Annotated in this window: 37 protein-coding genes; 11 read left to right on the forward strand and 26 right to left on the reverse strand. The window is 40.8% G+C overall.

All coding sequences use genetic code 11. From position 1 onward, the window contains the following. Window positions 1-13: 13 nt before the first annotated feature. Window positions 14-634, reverse strand: a complete 621-nt coding sequence (locus H6F42_RS16665) for a type I restriction enzyme HsdR N-terminal domain-containing protein (RefSeq protein ID WP_190400496.1) — start codon at window positions 632-634, stop codon at window positions 14-16. Between the two features lie 36 nt (window positions 635-670). On the opposite strand from H6F42_RS16665, the gene H6F42_RS16670 reads away from it, so the two are divergent. Continuing rightward, window positions 671-829: a hypothetical protein gene (locus tag H6F42_RS16670; protein ID WP_190400497.1), complete on the forward strand. Its 159-nt coding sequence runs from the start codon at window positions 671-673 to the stop codon at window positions 827-829. Here the strand turns inward: H6F42_RS16670 and H6F42_RS16675 are convergent. Together H6F42_RS16675 and H6F42_RS16680 are read right to left on the reverse strand one after the other, a co-directional pair. Continuing rightward, entirely contained in the window at window positions 822-1,082 is a 261-nt protein-coding gene (locus H6F42_RS16675; protein WP_190400498.1) for a BrnA antitoxin family protein, read from the reverse strand. The genes H6F42_RS16670 and H6F42_RS16675 overlap by 8 nt on opposite strands. Before the next feature lie 5 nt (window positions 1,083-1,087). After that, on the reverse strand, window positions 1,088-1,354 hold the full coding sequence (locus H6F42_RS16680; RefSeq protein ID WP_190400585.1) for a BrnT family toxin: 267 nt from the start codon (window positions 1,352-1,354) through the stop codon (window positions 1,088-1,090). A gap of 19 nt (window positions 1,355-1,373) precedes the next feature. Here H6F42_RS16680 and H6F42_RS16685 point away from each other — a divergent pair, with 19 nt between their 5' ends. From H6F42_RS16685 to H6F42_RS16695, 3 genes are all read left to right on the forward strand, one after another. Further along, a complete protein-coding gene (locus H6F42_RS16685) occupies window positions 1,374-1,577 on the forward strand; it encodes a hypothetical protein (protein ID WP_190400499.1) in 204 nt (67 codons plus the stop codon). Between the two features lie 72 nt (window positions 1,578-1,649). Next, a complete protein-coding gene (locus H6F42_RS16690; protein ID WP_190400500.1) occupies window positions 1,650-1,880 on the forward strand; it encodes a hypothetical protein in 231 nt (76 codons plus the stop codon). Further along, window positions 1,861-2,142 carry a type II toxin-antitoxin system mRNA interferase toxin, RelE/StbE family gene (locus H6F42_RS16695; protein WP_190400586.1) on the forward strand — a complete coding sequence of 94 codons (282 nt, stop codon included), beginning with the start codon at window positions 1,861-1,863 and terminating at the stop codon, window positions 2,140-2,142. Before H6F42_RS16690 ends, H6F42_RS16695 begins: the two co-directional genes overlap by 20 nt. 106 nt (window positions 2,143-2,248) lie before the next feature. Here H6F42_RS16695 and H6F42_RS16700 read toward each other — a convergent pair whose 3' ends face one another. Further along, entirely contained in the window at window positions 2,249-2,548 is a 300-nt protein-coding gene (locus H6F42_RS16700) for a type II toxin-antitoxin system RelE/ParE family toxin (RefSeq protein ID WP_190400501.1), read from the reverse strand. Then, a complete protein-coding gene (locus tag H6F42_RS16705; protein ID WP_190400502.1) occupies window positions 2,541-2,768 on the reverse strand; it encodes an addiction module protein in 228 nt (75 codons plus the stop codon). The genes H6F42_RS16700 and H6F42_RS16705 overlap by 8 nt, the downstream gene beginning before the upstream one ends. Before the next feature lie 212 nt (window positions 2,769-2,980). On the opposite strand from H6F42_RS16705, the gene H6F42_RS16710 reads away from it, so the two are divergent. The 7 genes from H6F42_RS16710 to H6F42_RS16740 all read left to right on the forward strand — a co-directional run bounded on the left by H6F42_RS16710 (window position 2,981) and on the right by H6F42_RS16740 (window position 4,921). Further along, window positions 2,981-3,238 carry a type II toxin-antitoxin system ParD family antitoxin gene (locus H6F42_RS16710; protein WP_190400503.1) on the forward strand — a complete coding sequence of 86 codons (258 nt, stop codon included), beginning with the start codon at window positions 2,981-2,983 and terminating at the stop codon, window positions 3,236-3,238. Then, window positions 3,235-3,534 carry a type II toxin-antitoxin system RelE/ParE family toxin gene (locus H6F42_RS16715; RefSeq protein ID WP_199289090.1) on the forward strand — a complete coding sequence of 100 codons (300 nt, stop codon included), beginning with the start codon at window positions 3,235-3,237 and terminating at the stop codon, window positions 3,532-3,534. The genes H6F42_RS16710 and H6F42_RS16715 overlap by 4 nt, the downstream gene beginning before the upstream one ends. Before the next feature lie 98 nt (window positions 3,535-3,632). Then, entirely contained in the window at window positions 3,633-3,914 is a 282-nt protein-coding gene (locus H6F42_RS16720) for a hypothetical protein (RefSeq protein WP_190400504.1), read from the forward strand. Next, on the forward strand, window positions 3,898-4,227 hold the full coding sequence (locus tag H6F42_RS16725) for a hypothetical protein (protein WP_190400505.1): 330 nt from the start codon (window positions 3,898-3,900) through the stop codon (window positions 4,225-4,227). The genes H6F42_RS16720 and H6F42_RS16725 overlap by 17 nt, the downstream gene beginning before the upstream one ends. 1 nt (window position 4,228) lies before the next feature. Then, on the forward strand, window positions 4,229-4,411 hold the full coding sequence (locus H6F42_RS16730; RefSeq protein WP_190400506.1) for a hypothetical protein: 183 nt from the start codon (window positions 4,229-4,231) through the stop codon (window positions 4,409-4,411). Window positions 4,412-4,448: 37 nt separating this feature from the next. Beyond that, window positions 4,449-4,658, forward strand: a complete 210-nt coding sequence (locus H6F42_RS16735; protein WP_190400507.1) for a hypothetical protein — start codon at window positions 4,449-4,451, stop codon at window positions 4,656-4,658. Continuing rightward, on the forward strand, window positions 4,655-4,921 hold the full coding sequence (locus tag H6F42_RS16740) for a type II toxin-antitoxin system RelE/ParE family toxin (protein WP_190400508.1): 267 nt from the start codon (window positions 4,655-4,657) through the stop codon (window positions 4,919-4,921). The genes H6F42_RS16735 and H6F42_RS16740 overlap by 4 nt, the downstream gene beginning before the upstream one ends. A 399-nt stretch (window positions 4,922-5,320) precedes the next feature. Here H6F42_RS16740 and H6F42_RS16745 read toward each other — a convergent pair whose 3' ends face one another. From H6F42_RS16745 to H6F42_RS16845, 21 genes are all read right to left on the reverse strand, one after another. Continuing rightward, window positions 5,321-5,833 (reverse strand): hypothetical protein, encoded by a 513-nt coding sequence (locus H6F42_RS16745; RefSeq protein ID WP_190400509.1) that lies wholly within the window; start codon window positions 5,831-5,833, stop codon window positions 5,321-5,323. Between the two features lie 714 nt (window positions 5,834-6,547). Beyond that, window positions 6,548-8,059, reverse strand: a complete 1,512-nt coding sequence (locus H6F42_RS16750; protein WP_190400510.1) for a GMC family oxidoreductase — start codon at window positions 8,057-8,059, stop codon at window positions 6,548-6,550. Between the two features lie 29 nt (window positions 8,060-8,088). Continuing rightward, window positions 8,089-9,189 (reverse strand): acyltransferase, encoded by a 1,101-nt coding sequence (locus tag H6F42_RS16755; protein WP_190400511.1) that lies wholly within the window; start codon window positions 9,187-9,189, stop codon window positions 8,089-8,091. Window positions 9,190-9,273: 84 nt separating this feature from the next. Beyond that, on the reverse strand, window positions 9,274-9,888 hold the full coding sequence (locus H6F42_RS16760; RefSeq protein WP_190400512.1) for a heme-copper oxidase subunit III: 615 nt from the start codon (window positions 9,886-9,888) through the stop codon (window positions 9,274-9,276). Further along, the gene (ctaD, locus tag H6F42_RS16765; RefSeq protein WP_190400513.1) at window positions 9,875-11,554 is read right to left on the reverse strand and encodes a cytochrome c oxidase subunit I; all 1,680 of its coding nucleotides are present in this window, start codon (window positions 11,552-11,554) and stop codon (window positions 9,875-9,877) included. The genes H6F42_RS16760 and ctaD overlap by 14 nt, the downstream gene beginning before the upstream one ends. A gap of 110 nt (window positions 11,555-11,664) precedes the next feature. Continuing rightward, window positions 11,665-12,090, reverse strand: coding sequence for a putative toxin-antitoxin system toxin component, PIN family (locus H6F42_RS16770; RefSeq protein WP_190400514.1), 426 nt, complete (start codon window positions 12,088-12,090; stop codon window positions 11,665-11,667). Beyond that, window positions 12,083-12,307, reverse strand: coding sequence for a hypothetical protein (locus H6F42_RS16775; RefSeq protein ID WP_190400515.1), 225 nt, complete (start codon window positions 12,305-12,307; stop codon window positions 12,083-12,085). The genes H6F42_RS16770 and H6F42_RS16775 overlap by 8 nt, the downstream gene beginning before the upstream one ends. 68 nt (window positions 12,308-12,375) lie before the next feature. Then, window positions 12,376-12,903: a type IV pilin-like G/H family protein gene (locus H6F42_RS16780; protein ID WP_190400516.1), complete on the reverse strand. Its 528-nt coding sequence runs from the start codon at window positions 12,901-12,903 to the stop codon at window positions 12,376-12,378. A gap of 16 nt (window positions 12,904-12,919) precedes the next feature. After that, window positions 12,920-13,816, reverse strand: coding sequence for a cytochrome c oxidase subunit II (locus tag H6F42_RS16785; RefSeq protein ID WP_190400517.1), 897 nt, complete (start codon window positions 13,814-13,816; stop codon window positions 12,920-12,922). 8 nt (window positions 13,817-13,824) lie between these two features. Beyond that, complete coding sequence (locus H6F42_RS16790) at window positions 13,825-14,424, reverse strand: DUF2231 domain-containing protein (RefSeq protein ID WP_190400518.1); 600 nt, start codon at window positions 14,422-14,424, stop codon at window positions 13,825-13,827. Then, window positions 14,421-14,921 carry a DUF2231 domain-containing protein gene (locus H6F42_RS16795; RefSeq protein ID WP_190400519.1) on the reverse strand — a complete coding sequence of 167 codons (501 nt, stop codon included), beginning with the start codon at window positions 14,919-14,921 and terminating at the stop codon, window positions 14,421-14,423. Before H6F42_RS16795 ends, H6F42_RS16790 begins: the two co-directional genes overlap by 4 nt. 451 nt (window positions 14,922-15,372) lie before the next feature. Further along, window positions 15,373-15,918, reverse strand: coding sequence for a hypothetical protein (locus tag H6F42_RS16800; RefSeq protein WP_190400520.1), 546 nt, complete (start codon window positions 15,916-15,918; stop codon window positions 15,373-15,375). A 16-nt stretch (window positions 15,919-15,934) separates the two neighbouring features. Continuing rightward, a complete protein-coding gene (locus tag H6F42_RS16805; RefSeq protein WP_190400521.1) occupies window positions 15,935-16,237 on the reverse strand; it encodes a hypothetical protein in 303 nt (100 codons plus the stop codon). A gap of 40 nt (window positions 16,238-16,277) precedes the next feature. After that, window positions 16,278-16,430, reverse strand: coding sequence for a lmo0937 family membrane protein (locus H6F42_RS16810; protein WP_190400588.1), 153 nt, complete (start codon window positions 16,428-16,430; stop codon window positions 16,278-16,280). A gap of 370 nt (window positions 16,431-16,800) precedes the next feature. Beyond that, window positions 16,801-16,983: a CsbD family protein gene (locus tag H6F42_RS16815; RefSeq protein ID WP_190400522.1), complete on the reverse strand. Its 183-nt coding sequence runs from the start codon at window positions 16,981-16,983 to the stop codon at window positions 16,801-16,803. Window positions 16,984-17,194: 211 nt separating this feature from the next. Beyond that, window positions 17,195-18,121: a diguanylate cyclase gene (locus H6F42_RS16820; RefSeq protein ID WP_190400523.1), complete on the reverse strand. Its 927-nt coding sequence runs from the start codon at window positions 18,119-18,121 to the stop codon at window positions 17,195-17,197. Between the two features lie 343 nt (window positions 18,122-18,464). Next, window positions 18,465-18,737 (reverse strand): hypothetical protein, encoded by a 273-nt coding sequence (locus tag H6F42_RS16825; RefSeq protein WP_190400524.1) that lies wholly within the window; start codon window positions 18,735-18,737, stop codon window positions 18,465-18,467. A gap of 57 nt (window positions 18,738-18,794) precedes the next feature. Continuing rightward, on the reverse strand, window positions 18,795-19,466 hold the full coding sequence (locus tag H6F42_RS16830; RefSeq protein ID WP_190400525.1) for a glutathione S-transferase: 672 nt from the start codon (window positions 19,464-19,466) through the stop codon (window positions 18,795-18,797). 11 nt (window positions 19,467-19,477) lie between these two features. Beyond that, window positions 19,478-19,825 carry a hypothetical protein gene (locus H6F42_RS16835; protein WP_190400526.1) on the reverse strand — a complete coding sequence of 116 codons (348 nt, stop codon included), beginning with the start codon at window positions 19,823-19,825 and terminating at the stop codon, window positions 19,478-19,480. Between the two features lie 32 nt (window positions 19,826-19,857). After that, a complete protein-coding gene (locus H6F42_RS16840) occupies window positions 19,858-20,991 on the reverse strand; it encodes an alpha/beta hydrolase (RefSeq protein ID WP_190400527.1) in 1,134 nt (377 codons plus the stop codon). Between the two features lie 149 nt (window positions 20,992-21,140). Further along, a complete protein-coding gene (locus tag H6F42_RS16845; protein ID WP_190400528.1) occupies window positions 21,141-21,677 on the reverse strand; it encodes a Dps family protein in 537 nt (178 codons plus the stop codon). Between the last annotated feature and the right edge of the window lie 96 nt (window positions 21,678-21,773).

The following is a 21,773-nucleotide window of genomic DNA, read 5'->3' on the forward strand; positions in this document are numbered from 1 at the left end:
GTGATCTCCAAGCTTACATACATATTTTTGAGCCTAAATGTTTTAGTACTTGTAATACTTCGTAAAGCTCATTATTAGGGTTTACCAAAGAAAATAATCGCGAATTTGCATACTCGTTTTGTGAAGTTTTCAAAAACAAAAATTCATTCCCATTGGTAATCATGCCAAATGTTGATTGAACGGTTTCCGAATTACTCAACATATAAGCTAAAGCTTGTGGAATCGCTCTTGTTACGGCAAAATCACTTCGCTTTGATTCAATGACTAATAACCAAAGCTGATTCTTTATTACCAATACATCGATCCGCCCTCGAATTATGGTTCCTTCATCTTTCATTTCTAAGGCTATAGCGGTTTCTGTCTCGATCCGAAATGGCTTGTGATAAAAGCCAGCGAGATCTAACAATGGTGCAAGCACTACCATCTTGACTGTATTTTCTAACATTGGTGGATCTTCCATCAATTCTAAAAAATTAGCTTTCACCCGATCTAATAAATGGAGATCTTCTTGTCTTAATGGTGTAAAATCATCCAACCATTCCGTAAAAAAAATAGGATCTTGAGATATCTGAAGCCCAAAATTTTGCTTTAATTCCTTGAAAGTTACATCTTTTGCTGCGATCGCCTGAACCATGATGAATTCTAGGTAGAAGTAATAATCTTAATAGTAGTGCAAAAACAAAATATCCAACGCGATCGCCCAACCACCCCCCTAAAAGTCCAACGCGATCGCCCAATCATCCTTTTAACAAAACACAATCGCCCAATCACCCACCAAAACGTTCTCGCCCAACCACTCACAAGTCTGGACGAGAACGATTTTAATTAGATTGACTTTGAGCAAGCTCTTCTCTCAATACTCTACGCAATATACTTTCTAGAGGTTCTTGAGTTTGTTGATGGATATGTTGACGCAAGGCTTCGTTGATGGATGTTTGATAATTATCGCCACCTTTGTTGTTTGCTTCTGCGCGAAACCATTCTAAGATCTCATCATCTAGCCGAATTGTAATACGAGTTTTGCCTTTGATTGGCTCGATCGCGCCACGGTTTCCTTTACTGAAGTCATATTCTGTTTCCATGTTTTTTAATCCTCTTCATATTGTTTACGTTCGCGACACTCTGCTAAACGTGTTGAAATTAGGCGAATGTCTTCACCCCGCCATGTGAAAACAATGACCAAAATTCTGCCAAAGGCATCCATGCCAATAATGACAAATCGATCTTCATCAAATCTGTTGTCTGGAATGGTGATGGCGAGATCGTCTGAAAATACAGATACTGCATCGGCGAACTCAATGCCATGTTTTTGCAGGTTTGATGAGTCTTTGTTTTTGTCCCATTGATACTTTATCTAATTATAGTGTGTACAAGTGTACATACAACTCTGCCATAAATTTGTATCAAAGCGATCGCCCCCTCACTCACAAAAAAGTACAACACGATCGCACCATCCCACACAAAAACGCGATCACCCACTTTCCCATCTCAAAAACACGATCACCCAATTACTCCCCTTAGAAAACGCGATCGCCCAACCATTCAACAAAAAAACGCGATCGCCTAGAGTCGTTTGATGTTAGTGAGTTAGAATGAGAAATATCCAGAATATAGTTGTTAAGAAATTTTGTAATAGTTAAGGAAGTCTTATGATGGTCTTTCAGCAAATCATTGATTCTATTGAGGGTTTATCAATAGAAGATCAGGATTATTTGTTTGAGCTAATCCGTAAGCGACGAATTGAAAGTCGGCGGCAGGAGATTTTGGCTAATTCTGAGGAGGTAAGGAAATCATTTAAAGAGGGAACAGCAAAAAGAGGAAGTGTAGATGATTTGATTGCTGATTTACTGGGGGATGATGATGCAAGTTGTTTGGAGTAATGGATTTAAACGGTCTTTCAAAAAAATTACAAAGAAAAATCCGCAATTAACTGAGCCAATTGTAAAAGCATTAAGGCTGTTGGGAGATGATCCATTTACGCCTTCATTAAAGTCTCATAAGTTGGGAGGAAATTTAGCTGGATTATGGTCTTGTTCTGTGGCTTATGATTGTAGGATTGTTTTTAGATTTTCTGACGATGAAGAGTTATTGGAGATGGTGATTTTTTTGGTTGATGTTGGGAGTCATGATGAGGTTTATTAAATAGCGATCGCCCACTCATCCCCTCAAAAAAACGCGATCGCCCAACCAACCACCAAAAACACGATCGCCCAATTACCTCAAAAAAAGCGATCGCCCAATCAGTCGTCTAATTTAAACGATTACGCCATTTTTTAGCGTTTTGAGAACAATGAAAGACAGCGTAAACAGTTATTGTGTCCTCAAAGTATTCATAAAAAATAGCGTAAGGGAATCGGCGCACTAAGGCTCTGCGGTATTGTTCGTGGACAAATACATATATTTCAGGGTTTCTTTTAATAGTTTGGATGGAAGCATCAATACATCTCAAAAACTCTTCTCCTAATCCAAGTTCCCTTTCTTGATACCAATCATAGGCTTCTGTAATGTCTTGTTCCGCTTCTGGGAGAATGATAAGACTCTTAGCCATTTCTTTGATTATTACGAATTCTTGCTTTTACTGAGTCCCACGAACTTGCTAAACTAGGGTCTTGTGAGTGAGATAGTTTTCTTTTAGCTAGTTCTTCTTTTTGCCAGTCTAATACTGGAACATTAGCTGGTTGAGTTGCAATGTTATCCCATAAATCCTCAAGAAGTTGTAGCTTTTCTGAAAGTCCTAGCTCAAAAATTGGTGCAAATTCTACGGTCATAAACGTAAGTCCATGTAGAGATAATAAACTTACTTTACTGCAAAAACAAGAAATGTGTGTAGCATAAGGCGATCGCCCACCCCTCCACAAAAACACAATCGCCCACTCATCCCCAAAAAACGCGATCTCTCAATAAATTTGATAACAGTTATTGCTATTTACTGTTATTGCAGCGAGAATATTAATATCAAGATTATTAGAGGACTAAATTTATGAATGTGTCTCTAACGCCTGAGCTAGAAAGCTTTATACAAGGAAAGGTTAGTACTGGCTTGTACTATTCTGCTAGTGAGGTTGTGCGTGAGGGTTTGAGATTGTTGCAAGAACGGGATCAACTCCAGCAGTTGCGTTTGCAGGAGTTACGTCAAGATATTCAGGCAGGTTTAAATAGTGGTGATGCTACGCCTCTTGATATACAGGCAGTGAAGGCAAAAGCACGGCAGCGCAAGCAACAGAAGCAGGTGCAATGATGGCAATCATTCTGAAGCGTCCGCTTGCTGAGTTGGATTTACTGGATATTTGGGATTATATTGCAGATGATAGTCCAGATAGAGCAGATGATTTTTTAGACCGAATAGAAGGTAAGTTGTTGACTTTAGCTCAGAATTCAGGTTTGGGACGGAAAAGACCAGAGTTATTGCCAGATTTACGGAGCTTTCCTATTGGTAATTATGTTGTGTTTTATCAGCAGATTGAGGGTGGTATTGATGTGATTCGATTGCTTCATGGTTCAAAGGATATTGAGCAAGTATTTAAACAGAACTAATGTAGGGCGATCGCCAAATCATCCACAAAAAAGCGATCGCCTATGGTTATTGCGCTAGGATAGAATATTTAAAAGGACTGATTTGGAGAGGTAGTTAAGTGAAGGCAAAAGGCATAACTAAGCGCGTCACAGTTTCTTTAACGTCTGATGTTTTTAGTAGTTTGCCCTCACAGGGGCGGATGAATTGGTTGCGGGAAGCGATCGCAGAGAAGTTGCAACGGGAAAACCGATTAGTTTTGAGTTCTGCTGAGTCTAAGGCAATTGATCGCATTGCTAAACCTATTAAGGAAGATGAGTGGGTGACGATAGGAACTCTAGATGAGGAGTTTGATTTGGAACAGGTGAATAGGGAGATTAAGTTGCGTGGCTATACGCGCTAAGTATTTTTTGCAAGTGCATCCGCTTGTGATATCAGAGGATTTGCCAATTTTGCTGATGGTTTTGAGGACTGATTTTGAGGGTTTGTTCAAGCCGATTTTGCAGTCATACCCTGATACTGGTGGGATTTTGAGTTGCCATAAGTTAAAGGGTGGTTTGCGTGGTTATCACGCTTTGGAGATTCGCTTTGATGAGGCCGAGTATAGGCTGGTCTATCGGATTTTTGAAAAGCCTGCCCCGAAAAGGGTAAGGGTGATTAGTTTCGATATTCATGATCATGCTTATGAGAAGGCGAAAGAAAGGGTAATGGGTTGAGTTGCTTTTTATAAACGCGATCGCCCATCCACTCACAAAAAACGCGATCGCCCAACCATCCACAAAAACGCGATCGCCCACTCACCCACAAAAAACGCGATCGCCAAAACACTCATCAAAATATGATCGCCCAATTACCTCAAAAGACGAGATCGCCACAAGCTGTTTGATGTTATTGAGTTAGAATTATATAAAGTTGGTTTGTTCATGAGAGTTTCAATATGCAAATACTCCTTAACGATGAGAAGACAAGAGAAATGCTTACGGAAATCTTAATTGATTTGATTAAGACTAGAAAGGAGCTTTTTGCGGAAATATTCCAAGATGCTTTAGAAGAGGTCGGTTTGGGGAATGCGATCGCTGAGGGTAGAAGAAATGAATTTGTTCCTGAAGAGAATATCTTTGCGCTTCTGGATGGTGATGTTGCATGAATGTTAGGTTTGAGTCTAGGTTTGAAAAGGACTTGAAGTTAGTCAAGGATCGTAATCTTTTGGCAAGGTTGAAGCAGGTGATTTTGACCTGTAAGCAAGCTGAATCGGTGGGGGAAATCAATAACCTAAAAAAGATGCAGGGATATGATAGTTTTTATCGCATTCGTCTAGGTGATTACAGGATAGGGATAGAAGTTTTGGAAAATGAAGTAATTTTTGTAAGATTTTTGCACCGTAAGGATATTTACAAGTTTTTCCCTTAAAAGCGATCGCCCACTCACCCACAAAAAACACGATCGCACAATCACTCACAAAAAACACGATCGCCCAATCATCACCCAAAACGCGATCGTCCAATCATCACCCAAAACACGATCGCCTAACCATTCACAAAAAACATGATCGCCCATTCACCCACCTAAAACGCGATCGCCCAACCACTCACAAAAACGCGATCGCCCATTCACTCACAAAAAACGCGATCGCCCAACCAACCACAAAAAACATGATCGCCCAATCATCCCCCTAACAAAACCTCTATAGATTGATTTCTTTTGGCATAGTTTTTAACTTGTCTCTTTTTGTCCTCTCTGATCTTTAATTTTCATTACCCCATTGGACGGTTACAGGTAAACAAACATAGCACGGTCGAATTGTTGGAATTATTTATCTGAAATAACTGCCTGCATATCGTCTTCATAGTAAGACTGCCCAGCACAGGTAGTGTTAAAACTCTGCTGTAATATTTTATATTTATCTACCTGTGCATTGTATGTGGGCAGTTCCTCGTTATATGAAGATGCAAGTTTTCTCTGGTTTGTTATTAGTGTATTGAAACTGTCTACCGATTCTTGGCTATATCTGTCTATGAACGGTTTACGTTGAGAAATTATTTGCTCAAAACGTTCAAGTTCAGACAATTTTTGTTTTAGCCTTGACTTCATTTGTTCAATTTGAACACTGTCGCTATTGAGACGATTTTGCTGTCTAACACATGAACGAAGTTGCTCACGGGAGAGAACTGGACTTGAATTCTGGATATTATTGCGAAGCCCTAAACCACGAAAACGGACTCTTACTCTTGCATCTACATCTAAAACATGAATCGTAAGAAAAGCTAGCAAAGCAGAGACATGGATTAGGAATTTGGTGTGTGTATTCGTCACTTTAAGCATAATTTACAGTTTCATTGCAAATATTGTACAAATTATTCGTTTGGCTTAAAATATCGCAAATTTCTACTTTAAGTCAAATGCGAGCGCCCAATCAATCACAAAAGCGCGATCGCCCATTCATTCCCTCAGGCAATAATATGATAACACTCACTGGTGTCGATTTAGATATCTGTTCAACTAATCTTTAATGACTGGAAAGTGATGTAACAGTCTGTCATCTATAATATTTTTAAGGAAAAACTATAATATAAACTCAGAATTATGGGCAAAATACAAGACAACCGAGACGCTGCACCCTTACTGTATGCTCTTCTTGACTTTAGAGATAATTTGAAAGAATGCGGAGAACTTAGTCCAGAAGTGGAAGAAAGTCTAAAGAGAACATTTCAGCTTTTGACAAAAAAATCTAGAAATTACGAGAGATATACTGAAACGCTCAGAGCAGGTGTGAATTCTAAAACTTGGGAATTAGGCAGTGAGAATCCTTATCCTCGTGAGTATTGTTGCTTATGGTGTGGGGAAGAATGGACTGTAAAAAATAGTGATCATAAAAATCAATGTAATTGTCCAAACTCTTGTAATGTAAGTACGATGTGAAACCCAAATCTAAAAGCCTTGACTTTCTCTTCTGAATTGCTAGTCAACTACAATTTCAATCAGATAAGACAATAATGGGGCTATAAATTAGAGTAGTTGCACATCGCATTACAAAAATTATTTCAACCTCTCAATTAACCGATCGCCTACTCTTAAAGCATTAGCAATAATCGTCAAAGCAGGACTCACCGCCGCATTAGAGGGAAAGAAACTGCCATCTACAACGTAGAGATTATCGAGATCGTGGGTGCGGCAATCGCGATCTAAAACGGAAGTTAAAGGATCGTCACCAAAGCGACAGGTTCCGCATTGATTGGCGACCACTTGCAACGGTGACTCAGAGCGAGGATGCATGAAACCAGTACGGAAACCATCTAGGGACTTTTCGATATTTTTTAAAACATCAGTCCAGCGATAAATTAGGCGATCATGTGCCTCCGTATTGTTGGGATTGTAATCAATATGGATTTTGTGGTTTTCCCAACGCACCCGATTATTTGGATCTGGCAAATCCTCCGTTTGCGCCCACCAACCGATGGAATGGGTCGCTAACTGCTTCAGTCCGAAGTTGGGCATGAGCCGCGCCACAATCGAGAATACAGGGGGGGATTCTGCAAAAATGATGTCTGTGAGCAGTCCACCCGAATTCTGAATATGTCCCATTGGATAGGGAAAATCCGCATCACCCCAATAGAAATCATTCACATAAATAGACTTTTGGAAAGAACCATTATTCGGCTTAGTGCTAAGTTGAACTACCGATGACAACAGGCTTTTCATCAAATTCCGTCCCACTTGATCGGAGCTATTGGCAAGCCCTTTGGCATGGGAATCATTTGCCGATCGCAACAGTAACGCCGCCGAATTGATTGCCCCACAGGCAAGCACGACGATATCACCTAAAAAGAGATAGGACTGTCCGCCCACTTCCGCTTCTACTCCCTTCACCGATCGCCCCGATGGATTGGTATGTAAACTGATCACTTTGGCTTGGGTTTTCAAGGTGACATTTGCCGATTGCAAGGCGGGGACAAGGCAGCTTTCTTCAGAGTCGCTAGTGGGGTCATCATCTTTACGGGTTAAGCCGAGGGGAATGGTCGATGGATGCAAACCTTGATTAGCGATCGCCTCATAGATCTTCTGCATCTCAGGCTCATGACTCACCGCAGCATAGGGATAATCAGTGCTGTGAGTTGGCTCAGTACTATCAGTTTGGGACTCACCATGCACCTTATAGAGATTTTCAGCTTCGGTGTAATAAGGCTCAAATTCGTCATACTTCACGCACCATTCTGGCGAAATTCCTGCTTGATGGGTGACTTCTTCAAAGTCCTTCTCGCGCCGCCGCAAGAGAGCCGAGCCATAGATTTTAGTATTCCCACCGATCGCATAGTTAGTCTGCGGTGAAAATGGCTCGCCTGTGTGGTCATACCATTGTTCAGGAGCATGATAGCGATCGCGCTGAAAGATGTCGATATTGCTGCGATTCTGTTCTTCAAGAGGCATAAAGTCACCGCGTTCCAGAATCAGAATTTTCTTACCCGTGGAAGCTAGTTTATAGGCAAGGGTTCCGCCCCCCGCACCAGTTCCCACAATAATCACATCGTAATAATTGTCATCAATAATCATAATTTTGTCGTCGCTAAATTATTTTGTAATTATTTGAATTTTTTAATCAAAATTTTCCCAAGCCTAATACCAGGCAATTCTATATATTTATACAAGAAATAAGCGGTTACATATGTTAAAGGAATTATAGTAAATACTATTATTATTACGCATTGATTAGGCGAATATCCTAATGCATATAAATTACGCTCTATATAAGCACCTATAATCGACAGAAAAAACATATGAAATAAATATACTGAGTAAGATAAATCTGATAAAGTCTTGAAGAATTTATTATCAAAAAAGTGATTTATTCTTTGACTGAAAAAATTTTCAAGGCAGCAGATTGTCAATAATACTGAAGCAAATAGCAAATAAAAATTATCTCGCTTGTCTTTTGTAAGAATGGCATAAATGCATAGCAGCAAAGCACTTACAAGAAAAACAATTCTTTGCTTTTTAAATACAGTTAATTTACTCGTTCCAAGATATATAAAAATACCAATCAAAAATATTGGCATTTGATAAAATATCAATGAAGGTTCTAGAAAATGAGGAATAAAATATTTTTTTGATATCACACTTAATAATAATATGCAAATAGTAAACAATGTTATTTTAATTAAGCTACGAGTCTTTTTAAAAAACAGAAAAATTATAGGAAAAATCAAATAAAATTGCATTTCTAAAGACAAACTCCAATCGGGTAAAAGGGTTGAAAAGGATTGTTTAGGAAAAAATCCAAAAGTGTAGGTAATATGCAGTAGGATATTCCACGCACTAAAGTCTACTGGAATACTGGCTAGTACTGTATTGTTATTGAGTAAAGCAAGTTCCCTAAAGCTTGGAACAAAATAATCCACTAAAAATATTGCAACAATAAGCGCTAAATAATATGCAGGCGAAACTCTAAAAAACCTTCTTAAATAGAATCTTATCCAATTATTTTTGTTTTCAAATGGTTCTTTTATATCAATATAATCACTAGTATACATCATAAGAAATCCAGATATCATCATGAATATATCTACTGCCACTTTTGCATTTGGGTTATATCCTGTATATCCTCCCAAGATACAACAATGTGAAATTACTACCCACAGTGCAGATATTCCTCTAATACCATTGATCACCGATATCTTGTTCATTTATTTTTATTTATCTCAAATTATTTAAATAATTATTAACTCGTTCAAGTCCTAATTAATTAGTAGTTTGAACGAGTTTTTAGCTCATTGCCACATGTAAATCAAAGTAAACAAAGCAATCCAAATGACATCGACAAAATGCCAAAATAGTGAAGTGGATTCCACTCCGAATTCTCCTTTTGCGTAGTTGTCAGGAAAGAACGATCGCACTAACATGATTAGCTGCAACAGCACACCCGTTAAAACGTGCAGCCCGTGAAATCCTGTCAGCAAATAGAAACTACCACCAAACACGCCATCACCGAAGCCAAAGGCTAAACCACTCCATTCCACTGCTTGACCATAAAGGAAATAACTACCCATAGCGATCGTCAGGAGCCAAAAGGCGCGAAAGCCCCAAAGCTGCTTTTTATGGAGGAATTTCTCAGCGATATAGCTGGTGAAACTGCTGGAAACTAGAATCACTGTGTTAATCGCAGGTTCGCGAATTTCTAAACCTGTGACACCATTAGGAAGCCAATTGAGAGAAGTGGTTTTATAGACAATATAGGCGGCGAAAAAGCTCAAGAAGATGACGCTTTCGGAAAGTAGGAAGACGACAAAGCCGAATAGCCGATTGTCGGGATGCTCACTATGAGTCGATTCGTGGGCAACTTCCAAAATAGGATTGTTGCTAACAGAAGTGTCAACTGGTTGCATGATTTATCTCCAACTTATCAGGATTAGAAACTAAGGGTTCATCTTTGCCATAGCCGTAGGGTTCGGAAATTACAATCGGTAACTCCTCAAAGTTCTCATGGAATGGCGGCGAAGAAATAAGCCATTCCAAACCGATCGCTCGCCAAGGATTTTTGGGAGCTTTCTCACCCTGTACCCATGAGCCAATCATGTTGAGCAAGAATGGCAATGTTGATACGCCCAAGAGAAAACCGCCTAAACTAGCGATCACATTCCAGAAGGCAAACTCTGGATCGTAGGAGGCAACGCGGCGAGGCATTCCCTGCAAACCGAGGGGATGCATTGGAAAGAAACAGGCATTTGTACCAATAAAAGTGAGGATAAAATGGAGCTTTCCTAAACCTTCGGAATACATTCTTCCTGTCATTTTTGGGAACCAGTGATACAACCCTGCATAGATTCCCATTACCACTGCGCCGTAAATTACATAATGGAAATGTCCAACCACGAAGTAAGTATTATTCACATGAATATCTACGGGAACAGAAGCCAGCATGATGCCAGTGATCCCTGCGAATACAAACATCACCATCGCACCTAAGCCAAACAACATCGCTGTATTTAGCTTGATCTTGCCGCCCCAGATGGTCGCTACCCATGCAAAAACCTTGATTCCCGTCGGCACAGAAATCAACATGGTCGTCGCCATAAATAGCATCCGCATCCAGCTAGGCGTGCCACTAGCAAACATATGATGCACCCACACAATGCCACTTAATCCCGTAATGATTAAGGAAGATACTGCCACGACTTTGTAACCAAAGAGAGGCTTACGCGCATAGACTGGGAAGATCTCTGAGAAAATCCCAAACACTGGCAAAGCAATCACATAGACGGCGGGATGAGAATAGAACCAGAAAAAATGTTGAAAGAGAACAGGATCGCCGCCCTTGGCTGGATCGAAAAAACTGGTTCCAAAAGTCAAATCAGACAAGAGCATCACGGCTCCTGCGGTCAGGGCTGGCAATCCAATTAACTGAATGATTTGCGCGGCAAGGACTGTCCACACAAACACAGGCATTTTGAACCAAGTCATACCTGTAGTTCGCATTCGGAAAATGGTAGTCACGAAGTTAATCGCGCCCATAATCGAAGCCACGCCCGAAATGGCGACTGCAACTAACCAAAGGAATTGACCGTTAACAATATTTCCCGTAGGATTTTGCAAACTCACAGGCGGATAAGCCCACCAGCCCGATTGCGAAGATCCCCCAGGCACAAAGAAGCTTGCCATCAGGATCACGCCAAACACAGGAACCATCCAAAAGGCAACTGCATTTAACTTAGGGAAAGCCATATCACGAGCGCCGATCATCAATGGCACTAGGTAATTGGATATTCCCAAAAGCACAGGAAATGTCCAGAGAAACAGCATGATCGTGCCGTGCATCGTGAACATGGAGTTATACACAGCGCGATCAACTAAATCCGATTCAGGGGTAATCAGTTCACCTCTTATCACCATTGCCAGAACGCCACCAATGAGGAAGAAGAAAAAGGAAGTAACAATATATTGAATCCCAATCACTTTATGATCGGTACTAAACCCAAAAAATCGCCGCCAGTCTTCGGGTTGCTCAGACTGAGGTGGAAGATCGGCGATCGCATCAATAGAGATATTTGCCATGATTTATAGATTGAAAAGTTTAACGGTTGAATTTCCCCGCCTTTGTTGAATCTAGACATAAGATTCAGTCTAGTTTTATGGTCGGGTGCAGTGATTTGCTACGCATCTGGTTAGGGCGGATAGTAATCGACACTTTTTAGAAACTGCTCAACAGATTGTATTTGTATTGAGCGAAATGGACTGAGAACCAATAGATCCTTATCTCCACTAATAATCAAATCCGCTTTACCGCTAAGCGATAACTCTAAAATCTTGTCATCCTTGGGATCACGGCATTCCTTAACAACATCTATTACTTCAATCAATATGCCTCTATCTATGAAGCTATCCAAAAATTCTTCTCGCTCCTCGTCTGTGATATATTTTCTGAATTTTGCACGACTGAGAACTTCGTCAATCTCTTCTATTAGTTCTAATGAAAATAAAATGTTACCGTTTTGGAGTGCATACCTAATTGCCAAGTCAGGTTTACTCCCCTCAAATAGCACAGAGCTAATAATCACGTTGGTATCAAAAACGTATCGCACTTTATTCATTTAACAAATTACTCAAAATTTCTGGAGTTAATCCTCTACCCTGAGCTTTACGGCTGATATCACTCATAACCGCCTCTAGTGGTCGGCGATTTCTGGCAAATTCTTTCAACCTTAAGCTAAGAAGAGCATCAAGCTTTTGGCGATCGGCAAAGATAGCTGACTCATAAATTTTTGCCGATTCTGCATCCACACAGATTTTAATTTCTCTAACTTCCATAAATTTTACCTGCCAAAAATATTTCTAGACCATTTAGCCTTTATTATCGTTGAAATTACCAGCGATCGCTATCTAGCATAAAATCCACTTGGACAAGTAAATTTCCCACCATTGAATACAGGTTTAGGTGGCTTATCGAAAGTACTACCTTCAGCTATACATAGAACTGAATCAGTTGCTTTCCGTTTCTTGTCATAGGCAACAGCACCTACAAGAGCATATATCTTTGCCTTAGTGAGTCCTAGCCCAAATAGGTCAGTTGGCACTTCCCTTGGGGTTGCATGGATATAAACGCGATCGCTAATTACTTCTGTAGAGAAGAGATAACGAGTTGTTGTGTCAGGAATCGGTGCAATCTTCAAGGACTTGAAAGATTTGCTAAAAGTCTGATGCTCTAGGTAGTAAGCTTCTTGGGATCTCAGATAAGTACCAGACGCTTGAATTCCCGGATTACCGCAAGCGCAACCGATCGGAACTTGAATAAAACAAATTCCAATACCCACGGGAATTGCCCCAATAGCAGTCAATGCAATAATTCGTTTAGGGCTTCTCTTCCTAGAACCTTCTTTTAGATTTTTTTCTAATAGATCAGACATAAGTTGACCTCCATATTTAATTGGAATAATTCACCACAGGTGGAGCCGCAGGGATAACTGTTGCCCAATTATTCGCATTGGCGCGTTTAGCATACTCACTCGCGGCGCGGTTGTAGGCAATAGCAGGCGTAGCACTAGCAGCATCTGCCAACCATTTTTGATAGGCTTCAGGGGATTCTACTACTACATCGGTTTGCATCGCTGCAAAATAAGTACCGCTATATTGCGAATCGCGCAAGCGATATTTGCCTTCCCGGATAGGCGTAAATTCAAAATCAATATCACGTCCGGGAATTACATCTTGCTTTATCCGAAAAGCAGGGATAAACAAGCCATGCAGTACATCTTCAGAATGGAGAACTAGCTTAATTCGGCGATTATTAGGTAAATGTAATTCTGTACTGCTGACCTTGGCTGTGCCATCGCCATAGCGAAATTCCCATGACCATTGCCGCGCTAGGACTTGGATTTTTTCGGTTTCTAAGGTTTTAGAGTCGCTAATTTTAGCTGCATCAGCCCATGCTATCATCGCTCCGTGACTATGATCCATTGGTCCTAAGATCGACATCTGGTCATAGATTTGATAGCTATAAACCGCGATCCAAACTACCAAAGCAAAGGGAATCACTGTCCAAATGATTTCTAATTTGACATTACCTTCAATGTGAGGGCCATCACTAAGATCGTATTTCTCGACGCGTTGAAACAAGATCGAATAGGTCAAAGTGCCAAACACACCGAGAAAGATGAAAGTTCCTAAGGTCACCAAAAAGCTGAATAGGTTATCAACTAATACTGATTCCGCCGAAGCTTGGGGTGGGAACCATGTATAGGCGGCTTGCCCCATCCAGAGACTGATGAGAGCGATCACGATCGCTGCAACCGCTAAGATTAAAATTGTACGAAGTTTCATGGTTATCCCTATAGCGAATTAAGATCTTGACCCATGCGTAACAGGCGATCGGCGGTGATATGTACGCCAAACTCTGAGGCAAGCTGTGCGCCCAAAGTCCCGTGAGCAAACATGATCACGAAAATAGCGAGTCCTGCTAACAAATAGCTCCATTGCACCTGTTGTCCCATATCCTTGCGCCAGAGGAAGCGTTGAAATCCTCGCCAGACTGTCATCCCCACAATTAGAGCTAATAACAGCACTCCACCCACTCCATGCCAAATCATCGTCTCCATTGCTTGAAAACCCCAAGCACTTTTGACATTCTCATCGGGCGTAGCGAGTAATATTTCGTAAAAACCTGCGCCGACAGTAAAGAAAGTAACGATCGCGGCGGCGACCATGTTGTACCAGCCGACATCAAAAAAGTTTGATCGCGCCGCAGGAATCGCCATAAATTTGAATAGCGGCTTTTCCAAAACAAAAAATACGCCCACCAGATCGAAGCCGATCGCCACAATAAATAGACCGAGGGTCAAATGAACGAGATTCGGATGGATGGGAATGCTGTAGGGTAAACCATTCACTCCCAATTGACCATGTAATTGATCGATTAAAGTTGCAATCATTTCAAACTAGCCTCCCTTAAAGCTTCGACAACGGGAACTGTGTGCAGCCCATAGACCCAAACCAATAAATCACCTAAATAAACTTGAAACAGAACTATTCCTGTTAATAGTACACCTGCAAAGAGAAAGGAAACAGGTAAAGTCTTGGGATCACGGATACGCAAGACATACCGCCATCCTGTCATCGCCGCAATAATCCCCGATAATGACCAGCCGATGATTGTATGGAGGTTTAAAGTAGGTTCTACTGAACTATAAGGTTCTGCAAGTCCAGCTTCAATTTGTCCAAAGACAATGGCAATAAAGATAGAAATCGTGGCAAAAAACAGATTCCACCAACTAACTTCATATAGGCGAGGATTGCGCGTGAAATAGGCGATCGCATCGCATACTACGGCAAATAACACCATCGCTATAACAAAATGCACCACAATCGGATGAATTGTATCGGGATAAGGTAGATTATGGTCATTTAATGGCGGAAGGTATTCCAGCATAGGTATTTAATTATTCCTCAATGCTTAATGAAAGGGTTGGGTTTTGTGCGTTGTTATTAGGCTAAAGCAATCATCTGGAGCTTAGCCTAATGTTCATTTAGATTTAAGAATGTTTTTTATATAGCAATGTAAGTTTTGCTTAGGACATAAAACCCAAAAAGCAAGTTGCGGCGCGAAGCGCCGCAACTTGCTTTTTGGGTTTTGGTTTGTACTGGCTAACTCTTGCTTTGCTATAGGGCGTAACTAATACAAAAACACAAAATGGCTTAGCCATTTTGTGTTTTTTAGAACTTTATAGCTATAGCCAGTCTTGTTCCCAAGAAAAGAGGGTCGGCGCTTTGCGCCGACCCTCTTTACCTATCGGGTAAGAGATGTGGATGAACTCAGAGACTGACTGGACTCTGGTTGAGTCTGTTGTGGGGAGAGGTCAATCTGAATCCAAGGCTTAATGTTAGAACTTATCAAAAATTATCCAATCTTGAATATTTTCCGTCTTCAGAACTAATGCAGCCATATCGATTTCAGTATCAGTTCCCTCGATCGCTACTAAATAATTTCCTTGCGCTAAAAGATTGCTGTAGTGTTTGGCTTGGTCTTCAGAAATACCCGCACCGATCGCACCTCCGAGCAATCCGCCCGATAAGGTTCCATAAAAGGCTCCTGCTGCCATCCCAACTAATAAAACCGCACCACCACCTGCGGGAAAAGCTAGGGTGGAGAGTCCTGCAACGACTCCACCCACAACACTTCCTAAAACTCCAGCGTCTAAAGCACCATGCCCGATTTGAGTTCTGGTACGATCTTGGGCAAACTGTTTCTCAGACTGCACAACTGGCTCTACTAATCCTCCTATGGTGGTGTCTTCTGCATTAAGATGCTCGACAACTACCGAAACTTTACTCATTGGAAATTCAGTCTTTCGCAGTTGGGCGATCGCGGATTCAATACGTTGGCGATCGGGAAATATACTGATCGCATTTTTATGTTTTAACGCCATGCTAAACTCTCTCAATTTAAATAGGTTTGATATCCCATCCAGTTAGTTCATCAACCGAAAAAATCTGACCTACGGTAATTGCTTGCATTCCTTTCTCTCTCATCTGCTCAACCTGCTCATTTCCGTGATCATTTACCTCAGTAATTCTAAAAATCACTTTATTGGAATTTTCGATTACTATCCCTTCAAAGGAGACGTTGGTATTTAATTTTCCAATGGGTTCTGGATGATCAGGAGACTGAGGGAATTCAGATCCTTTATTGATCTTGCCAATAATTTTCCCATCTAATTCAAATTTGGCTGGAGTATCGCTTTGCATGATTTTTTCCTAGGGTATCGATTAAAAGGATCAAGAAAATTTAGATACTTCGTCCTACAAACAGATTGTAGACAATCCCAATCAGGGCTAAAACCAAAAGAATATGGATTAATCCACCACCAATGTTAATAGAAAATCCTAATATCCAGAGAATGATCAGGATGCCAATACCAGTCCAGATTAGATTCATAATGATCTCCTAATTCTATTTAAGAAACCATTTAAGAATTGTCTAGATCCCCCCAGCCCCCTAAAAAAGGCATTCATATACTTGACGCACTTTACAAATTCCTACCCCCCTCAGTCCCCCCTTGGAAGGGGGGAAGTCTGAGTTCTCCCCTTCCAAGGGGGAGTTAGAGGGGGTTCTAAATATTTGGTACGTCAAGTATATTAACGCTCTTAAAAAGGGAGATTGGGGGAGATCTCTTAAGGCTTTTGACCGTAAGAAGTAATTCTTAAATGCTTTCTAAACTTACCAATAACCAGAATTCTAGCTTCTTTAGAGAAGCTAGAATTCTTATACTTATATAGCGATCGCCTCAAGGCAATGGCAATTAGACAAATTAGTCAATGACTTTTTTGACTTCATCTTTGACATCTTCAGCAGCATTACGCACGTTTGCTTCAGCTTGCTTAGCCTTGCCCTCGATCTTATCCTTAGTATTTCCTGTTACATCACCGACAATCTCTTGCACTTTGCCTTCAACATTTTTAGCAGCAGCTTTAACTCTATTTTCTAAACTCATGATTGATGTACTCCTAGATTGGACAATATTTACTAGAGAGGAATTAACCCCTCTGGTTTATGGAGCGACTATGACAGAGGACTGTTTGATTTCTTGAATGAAATGATTGATTACGATACAAACCTTTACCTACAGATATCGGACTTGGCGGTGTGAAACAGGGATCGACTCACCTGTAGAGATTTTGTCATAAATTTTTTCTCGTCCTTACCTATTCAATCTTGGGAACATCCAAAATGGCTTCATTGAAAAGCATAACGCTCTGGTCTGTACCTTTCGATCTATACATCGCTCTATCAACCTGTTTAAAGAGGATTTCAGCCGTTTCTCCATCTTGAGGACATATAGCAATCCCAATCGTGGCACTTATAGAAACAATAATTCCGTCAAAATCACAGTCCTCAGAAATTCGAGCAATCATTCTTTTTGCAAGGTTAATGACTTCATCTTCGAGTTTGACATCTAATAAAATGCAGATAAATTCATCGCCTCCCCATCGACTAACGATATCTTCACCGCGCACAAAATCTTGTAAACGCTTTGCTACGGTGATCAAGACCTTATCGCCAATGTCATGACCATAAGAGTCATTAATATTTTTAAATTTATCGAGATCGATAAACATGAGTGCAAGTTTCCACCCATGTCGTCTTGACTGAGTCAAGCCATGATCAAGACGCTGCTCCAGTAATAAACGATTTGGAAGCCCTGTTAGTGAATCATGAAGTGCGATATGTAGCGCATCTTTCTCTTTGGCTTGGGATTTTGATAAATCGGTACGCAACTCGAATAGATCTTTCTGGGTTTGCTTCAGTTCAGATTCAATTCTGATTCTATCAGCCACTTGTTTGGTGAGTGTGGTATTAACCTGATGTAGATCTTCCGCAGCTTTTACCACCTTTCTCTCAGCTTCTTCGTTTTGAGCAATTACTTCTTCGATGGTTGGAAATGGAGGAATAATTTTCTCATCATTTTTGAGAACTGCATTTACTGTACTAAGCTGACCCGCAGCTTGCTGGACATTTTCTTTGATTTCTTCGTTTTGATCAAGTGCATTTTTAAGAGGAGTGGTTTTAGTATTTACCGCCTGATTCGATGTATCAGTTGTACTGGAACTATCTTTAATTTCATTTTCCATAATATTCTCCCACACTAATAAAATTAAAGTAGATCTTCTGAAATTCTTACTAAATCCTGTTTACAAGTATCACCATGTCATTTTGATGATGTAAATCATGTTTGAGCTAAGTAGAAGTTGAATGATCTGTATAGAAACATTACAAATCTTTACAATAAGTTACGATTAAAATGCTGATAGTTGGGATCTATTACCCCCCCCACTAAATAAAGACGACACGAAGTGCCGTCTTTATTTAGTGGGGGGTATGATTTTGTGTATTCCCGACAAATCCCTAAGAAGTCTGCAAAGAAGACTTCTTAGGGATTTGTCGGGATTTTAACTGTATGTATTGCGATTACAGTTATTGAATTTTTGATAGGATCAGGCTGACCAACACAATAAGTCCTAAGGCTCTCCGAAAGTAATTAACGCCTTGAAATAATTCTTCCCAAGCCCAAGTAAATAAAGAGCCAAAAGCGATTACTTCTAATCCGATAGAAATTTTACCTGTTGTAAAAATTAGCTTTAATACAGTAGCTACAATCCAAACAATGATAGGCAAATTCGGCATCTGGGCAAGAACAATTTCGCCTTCGCGATCGCGAAACACTTGATCAAATATTGTATTTCCCATTAAATTTCTCTCTCTTCTGTGGTTTTTAAAAGTCCAAAAATAACGACAGCGCTTGGCTTAACTCAAAAGATCGTAATCTCCACCACGCTCTAGGGCTTGTTGATAGGCTGGACGTGCTTGGATACTCTTCAAAAATGCTACAAGCTTGGGACGACTAGCCCTGAGATTACCCTGTGCTACTGCTACTTCCAATGGAAAGCTAATTTGGATATCGGCGGCGGTAAATTCATTACCCGCAAACCATGTACTTTTCCCAATCTCTGCCTCCATATAGTTTAGGTGCAGAGTGATCTGAGGATCAATAAATGAACTTTTGACGCGATTTGTGATTGATCTAGCGATCGGGCGCACAAAGAAGGGCATAGGAGTCTTGTCAATTGTATCGAAGACAAGCTTCAGTAATTGCGGCGGCATCGCCGAACCTTCGGCATAGTGAAGCCAGTAGGTGTAGCGTAAATGTTCTGGCGTGCCTAGCGCAGGTTTTAAGCGTCCATTGCCATAGCGATCGACTAGATACTCGACAATGGCTCCCGATTCCGCCACGGTTAGATCTTCATCAGTAATCACAGGTGATTTACCGAGGGGATGTACTTTCCGTAAAGATGGGGGAGCCAACATGGTTTTGGGATCACGTTCGTAGCGCTTGATTTCGTAGGGGAGTTCCAGTTCCTCTAGTAGCCAAAGTACCCGTTGGGAACGGGAGTTATTTAAGTGATGAACGGTGATCATGAAATTTTCTCTTATTTTGTGGAAGTAGGTTGACAGGTCATAACCCCTTCCTGTTGAGTATTTGCATTAGGTTTACTACCCATCGCCCGAATCTTCATGACTGGCTGATAATTGGGATAACACCGTACCAACACCGTATCACTATTACGAGTTATATAGAGAACACTGATCGGTTTGCCACCCAAAATTGCGTTTTCGAGGCGAGGCGCAGTTGCCGCAGTTGCAATCAATTTAGGTTGAGGAGTAGTCACTGAATTAGACAAAATAGCCTTTGCTGACAATGGCTGCAAATAGAGCATTAGGAATGTGGTTGCGATCGCTAATAGAGCGACAAATAACTTAGTAGGTAGTTTAAACATTGCCTAGCCTTTAATGAAAAATATGTTTTCCATTAGTTTACAGAAGAATAAGTCGAACGAGTGCATCGACGGGCAAAACTAGCTACTGCTTCAACAAATTCTTCATGTTGTTCCATCATACTCATATGTCCCGAAGGTGCGAGAACTACTAATTCCGAGTTTTTTATCTGCTCATGCATATAGTGACTTGACTCAACAACTGTAGCCGCATCTTTATTTGCAGAAATGATCAAGGTTGGTATCTGAATCTTCTCTAGAACTCCAGTGGCATCATAATGCATCATCCCTAACATTTGTCGCCCTAAGACTGAAGGTGAGACTCGTGCAGAGCGATTCATTAAATAGTCCAACTGCCCCATAGTTGGGCGACCTGCAAAGGAAGAAAGTCTTCCAGTAATATGTGAAGTTCCATTCAAATAGCTCAACCATGTTTGCACCCAAACAATTGGCGATAAAGCAATCATTATGTAAAGGATTGGCTCCAATAGTGGCTTTTGTAAGGCTCGCAAAATGTTTGTGAGGGGAGCCGTATGCACAGGATTTGTAAAAGTGGTATTAACTAAACCAAGCCCCGCTACCCGCGTTCCTAAATGCTGAGGAAAGAGACGACAGAATGTTAACAAAATCATGCCACCCATACTATGTCCAAAGATAATCGCTGGTTTATCGCCTGCTAAATCGAGGACAGCTTCCAGATCAGTCGCTAAGTTCTCCATACTATAGTCGTTATCAGGAACTTCTCCAGATTTCCCTGTTCCCGGTACATCCCATAGGATTAAACGAAATTCATTTTCTAAAGCTTGTTTGATGTAGTACCAATGCGTACTATTACAACTCCATCCGTGGGTAAAAATGATCGGTGGTGCATCGCGATCGCCAAAAAATTCAACGTGAATATTGGTTCCATCAGGTCGATGGATTTGTTCAACTTCTCTGGAACGCGAAGGTGTGGGTTCATTTTCGGCGGGACTAGCTAGCAACGCTAGGATGATAAAGCGTCCTAATAGGCTAAAAACTAGCATGACAATGCCTGTAACAAGCAGAGCAACCACTGTAATCCAACCCAGATACCAACCAATGACAAAATACAAGCCGAAACCAAGCAATGCTGTAGAAAGTATTCCGAGCAGTATGATAATTAGGGGAGCTAGGGGGAAAATAGACATATATTTAATTATTGGTTTACTCTAAATCCAAAAAAGGAGTGGCGGCACGAAGCGCCGCTACTCCTTTTTTTGGGTTGACGACAGCTATACAAGTTGAACAAGAAGGGGCAATTCATGAATTGCCCCTTCTTGTTCAACATTGGAGTTTCTTAAACTCCGACAGTTTTCTTATTAGGTTCTGGCTTTGCACCATTAGATTCTAAAGATTCACCTTCGATAAAAGAACGGAGCATCCATGCAATCTCTTCATGTTGTCCCATTAAACCTGTTAAGAAGTCGGCAGTTCCATCATCTTTGTATTTCTCAGAGCATTTCTCGATATGATCACGCAAGTTACGGATAACTTTTTCGTGATCATCTAGCAAGTACGATACCATCTCTGTTGTAGTGGGGATTTTACCAGCATGTTCTTTGAGAGAACAGATTTTCAGGAATCCTTCCATTGTGCCGACAGGATAACCACCGAGCATTCTAATCCGTTCGGCGATCGCATCGACATTAATCGTAAGGGCTTCATAATGCGCTTGCCATAGTTTATGCAAGGTCATAAATTGAGGTCCCACGACATCCCAATGATATTTTTTGGTTTTGACGAGGAGCAAATAGCTATCGGCTAAGTCATTGTTAAGGAGGTCGATCACGCCTTGACGTTGAGTTTCGGTTAGTCCAATGTTGATGTTTTTCATAATAGATCTCCTTGAATTAATAAATGATGTTGGTTAAAGACTGGAAGAGATCCCCCTCAATCCCCCTTAAAAAGGGCGTTAATATACTTGACGCCC

Source organism: Pseudanabaena sp. FACHB-1998 (genome assembly GCF_014696355.1).
Lineage (GTDB): Bacteria > Cyanobacteriota > Cyanobacteriia > Pseudanabaenales > Pseudanabaenaceae > Pseudanabaena.

Excerpts from the sequence above, each read along its gene's own strand:
- H6F42_RS16665 (WP_190400496.1), bottom strand. The coding sequence starts at position 634 with ATGGTTCAGGCGATCGCAGCAAAAGATGTAACTTTCAAGGAATTAAAG.
- H6F42_RS16675 (WP_190400498.1), bottom strand. The coding sequence starts at position 1,082 with ATGGAAACAGAATATGACTTCAGTAAAGGAAACCGTGGCGCGATCGAG.
- H6F42_RS16690 (WP_190400500.1), top strand. The coding sequence starts at position 1,650 with ATGATGGTCTTTCAGCAAATCATTGATTCTATTGAGGGTTTATCAATA.
- H6F42_RS16695 (WP_190400586.1), top strand. The coding sequence starts at position 1,861 with ATGCAAGTTGTTTGGAGTAATGGATTTAAACGGTCTTTCAAAAAAATT.
- H6F42_RS16700 (WP_190400501.1), bottom strand. The coding sequence starts at position 2,548 with ATGGCTAAGAGTCTTATCATTCTCCCAGAAGCGGAACAAGACATTACA.
- H6F42_RS16705 (WP_190400502.1), bottom strand. The coding sequence starts at position 2,768 with ATGACCGTAGAATTTGCACCAATTTTTGAGCTAGGACTTTCAGAAAAG.
- H6F42_RS16710 (WP_190400503.1), top strand. The coding sequence starts at position 2,981 with ATGAATGTGTCTCTAACGCCTGAGCTAGAAAGCTTTATACAAGGAAAG.
- H6F42_RS16715 (WP_199289090.1), top strand. The coding sequence starts at position 3,235 with ATGATGGCAATCATTCTGAAGCGTCCGCTTGCTGAGTTGGATTTACTG.
- H6F42_RS16735 (WP_190400507.1), top strand. The coding sequence starts at position 4,449 with ATGCAAATACTCCTTAACGATGAGAAGACAAGAGAAATGCTTACGGAA.
- H6F42_RS16740 (WP_190400508.1), top strand. The coding sequence starts at position 4,655 with ATGAATGTTAGGTTTGAGTCTAGGTTTGAAAAGGACTTGAAGTTAGTC.
- H6F42_RS16745 (WP_190400509.1), bottom strand. The coding sequence starts at position 5,833 with ATGCTTAAAGTGACGAATACACACACCAAATTCCTAATCCATGTCTCT.
- H6F42_RS16750 (WP_190400510.1), bottom strand. The coding sequence starts at position 8,059 with ATGATTATTGATGACAATTATTACGATGTGATTATTGTGGGAACTGGT.
- H6F42_RS16755 (WP_190400511.1), bottom strand. The coding sequence starts at position 9,189 with ATGAACAAGATATCGGTGATCAATGGTATTAGAGGAATATCTGCACTG.
- H6F42_RS16760 (WP_190400512.1), bottom strand. The coding sequence starts at position 9,888 with ATGCAACCAGTTGACACTTCTGTTAGCAACAATCCTATTTTGGAAGTT.
- ctaD (WP_190400513.1), bottom strand. The coding sequence starts at position 11,554 with ATGGCAAATATCTCTATTGATGCGATCGCCGATCTTCCACCTCAGTCT.
- H6F42_RS16770 (WP_190400514.1), bottom strand. The coding sequence starts at position 12,090 with ATGAATAAAGTGCGATACGTTTTTGATACCAACGTGATTATTAGCTCT.
- H6F42_RS16775 (WP_190400515.1), bottom strand. The coding sequence starts at position 12,307 with ATGGAAGTTAGAGAAATTAAAATCTGTGTGGATGCAGAATCGGCAAAA.
- H6F42_RS16780 (WP_190400516.1), bottom strand. The coding sequence starts at position 12,903 with ATGTCTGATCTATTAGAAAAAAATCTAAAAGAAGGTTCTAGGAAGAGA.
- H6F42_RS16785 (WP_190400517.1), bottom strand. The coding sequence starts at position 13,816 with ATGAAACTTCGTACAATTTTAATCTTAGCGGTTGCAGCGATCGTGATC.
- H6F42_RS16790 (WP_190400518.1), bottom strand. The coding sequence starts at position 14,424 with ATGATTGCAACTTTAATCGATCAATTACATGGTCAATTGGGAGTGAAT.
- H6F42_RS16795 (WP_190400519.1), bottom strand. The coding sequence starts at position 14,921 with ATGCTGGAATACCTTCCGCCATTAAATGACCATAATCTACCTTATCCC.
- H6F42_RS16800 (WP_190400520.1), bottom strand. The coding sequence starts at position 15,918 with ATGGCGTTAAAACATAAAAATGCGATCAGTATATTTCCCGATCGCCAA.
- H6F42_RS16805 (WP_190400521.1), bottom strand. The coding sequence starts at position 16,237 with ATGCAAAGCGATACTCCAGCCAAATTTGAATTAGATGGGAAAATTATT.
- H6F42_RS16815 (WP_190400522.1), bottom strand. The coding sequence starts at position 16,983 with ATGAGTTTAGAAAATAGAGTTAAAGCTGCTGCTAAAAATGTTGAAGGC.
- H6F42_RS16820 (WP_190400523.1), bottom strand. The coding sequence starts at position 18,121 with ATGGAAAATGAAATTAAAGATAGTTCCAGTACAACTGATACATCGAAT.
- H6F42_RS16825 (WP_190400524.1), bottom strand. The coding sequence starts at position 18,737 with ATGGGAAATACAATATTTGATCAAGTGTTTCGCGATCGCGAAGGCGAA.
- H6F42_RS16830 (WP_190400525.1), bottom strand. The coding sequence starts at position 19,466 with ATGATCACCGTTCATCACTTAAATAACTCCCGTTCCCAACGGGTACTT.
- H6F42_RS16835 (WP_190400526.1), bottom strand. The coding sequence starts at position 19,825 with ATGTTTAAACTACCTACTAAGTTATTTGTCGCTCTATTAGCGATCGCA.
- H6F42_RS16840 (WP_190400527.1), bottom strand. The coding sequence starts at position 20,991 with ATGTCTATTTTCCCCCTAGCTCCCCTAATTATCATACTGCTCGGAATA.
- H6F42_RS16845 (WP_190400528.1), bottom strand. The coding sequence starts at position 21,677 with ATGAAAAACATCAACATTGGACTAACCGAAACTCAACGTCAAGGCGTG.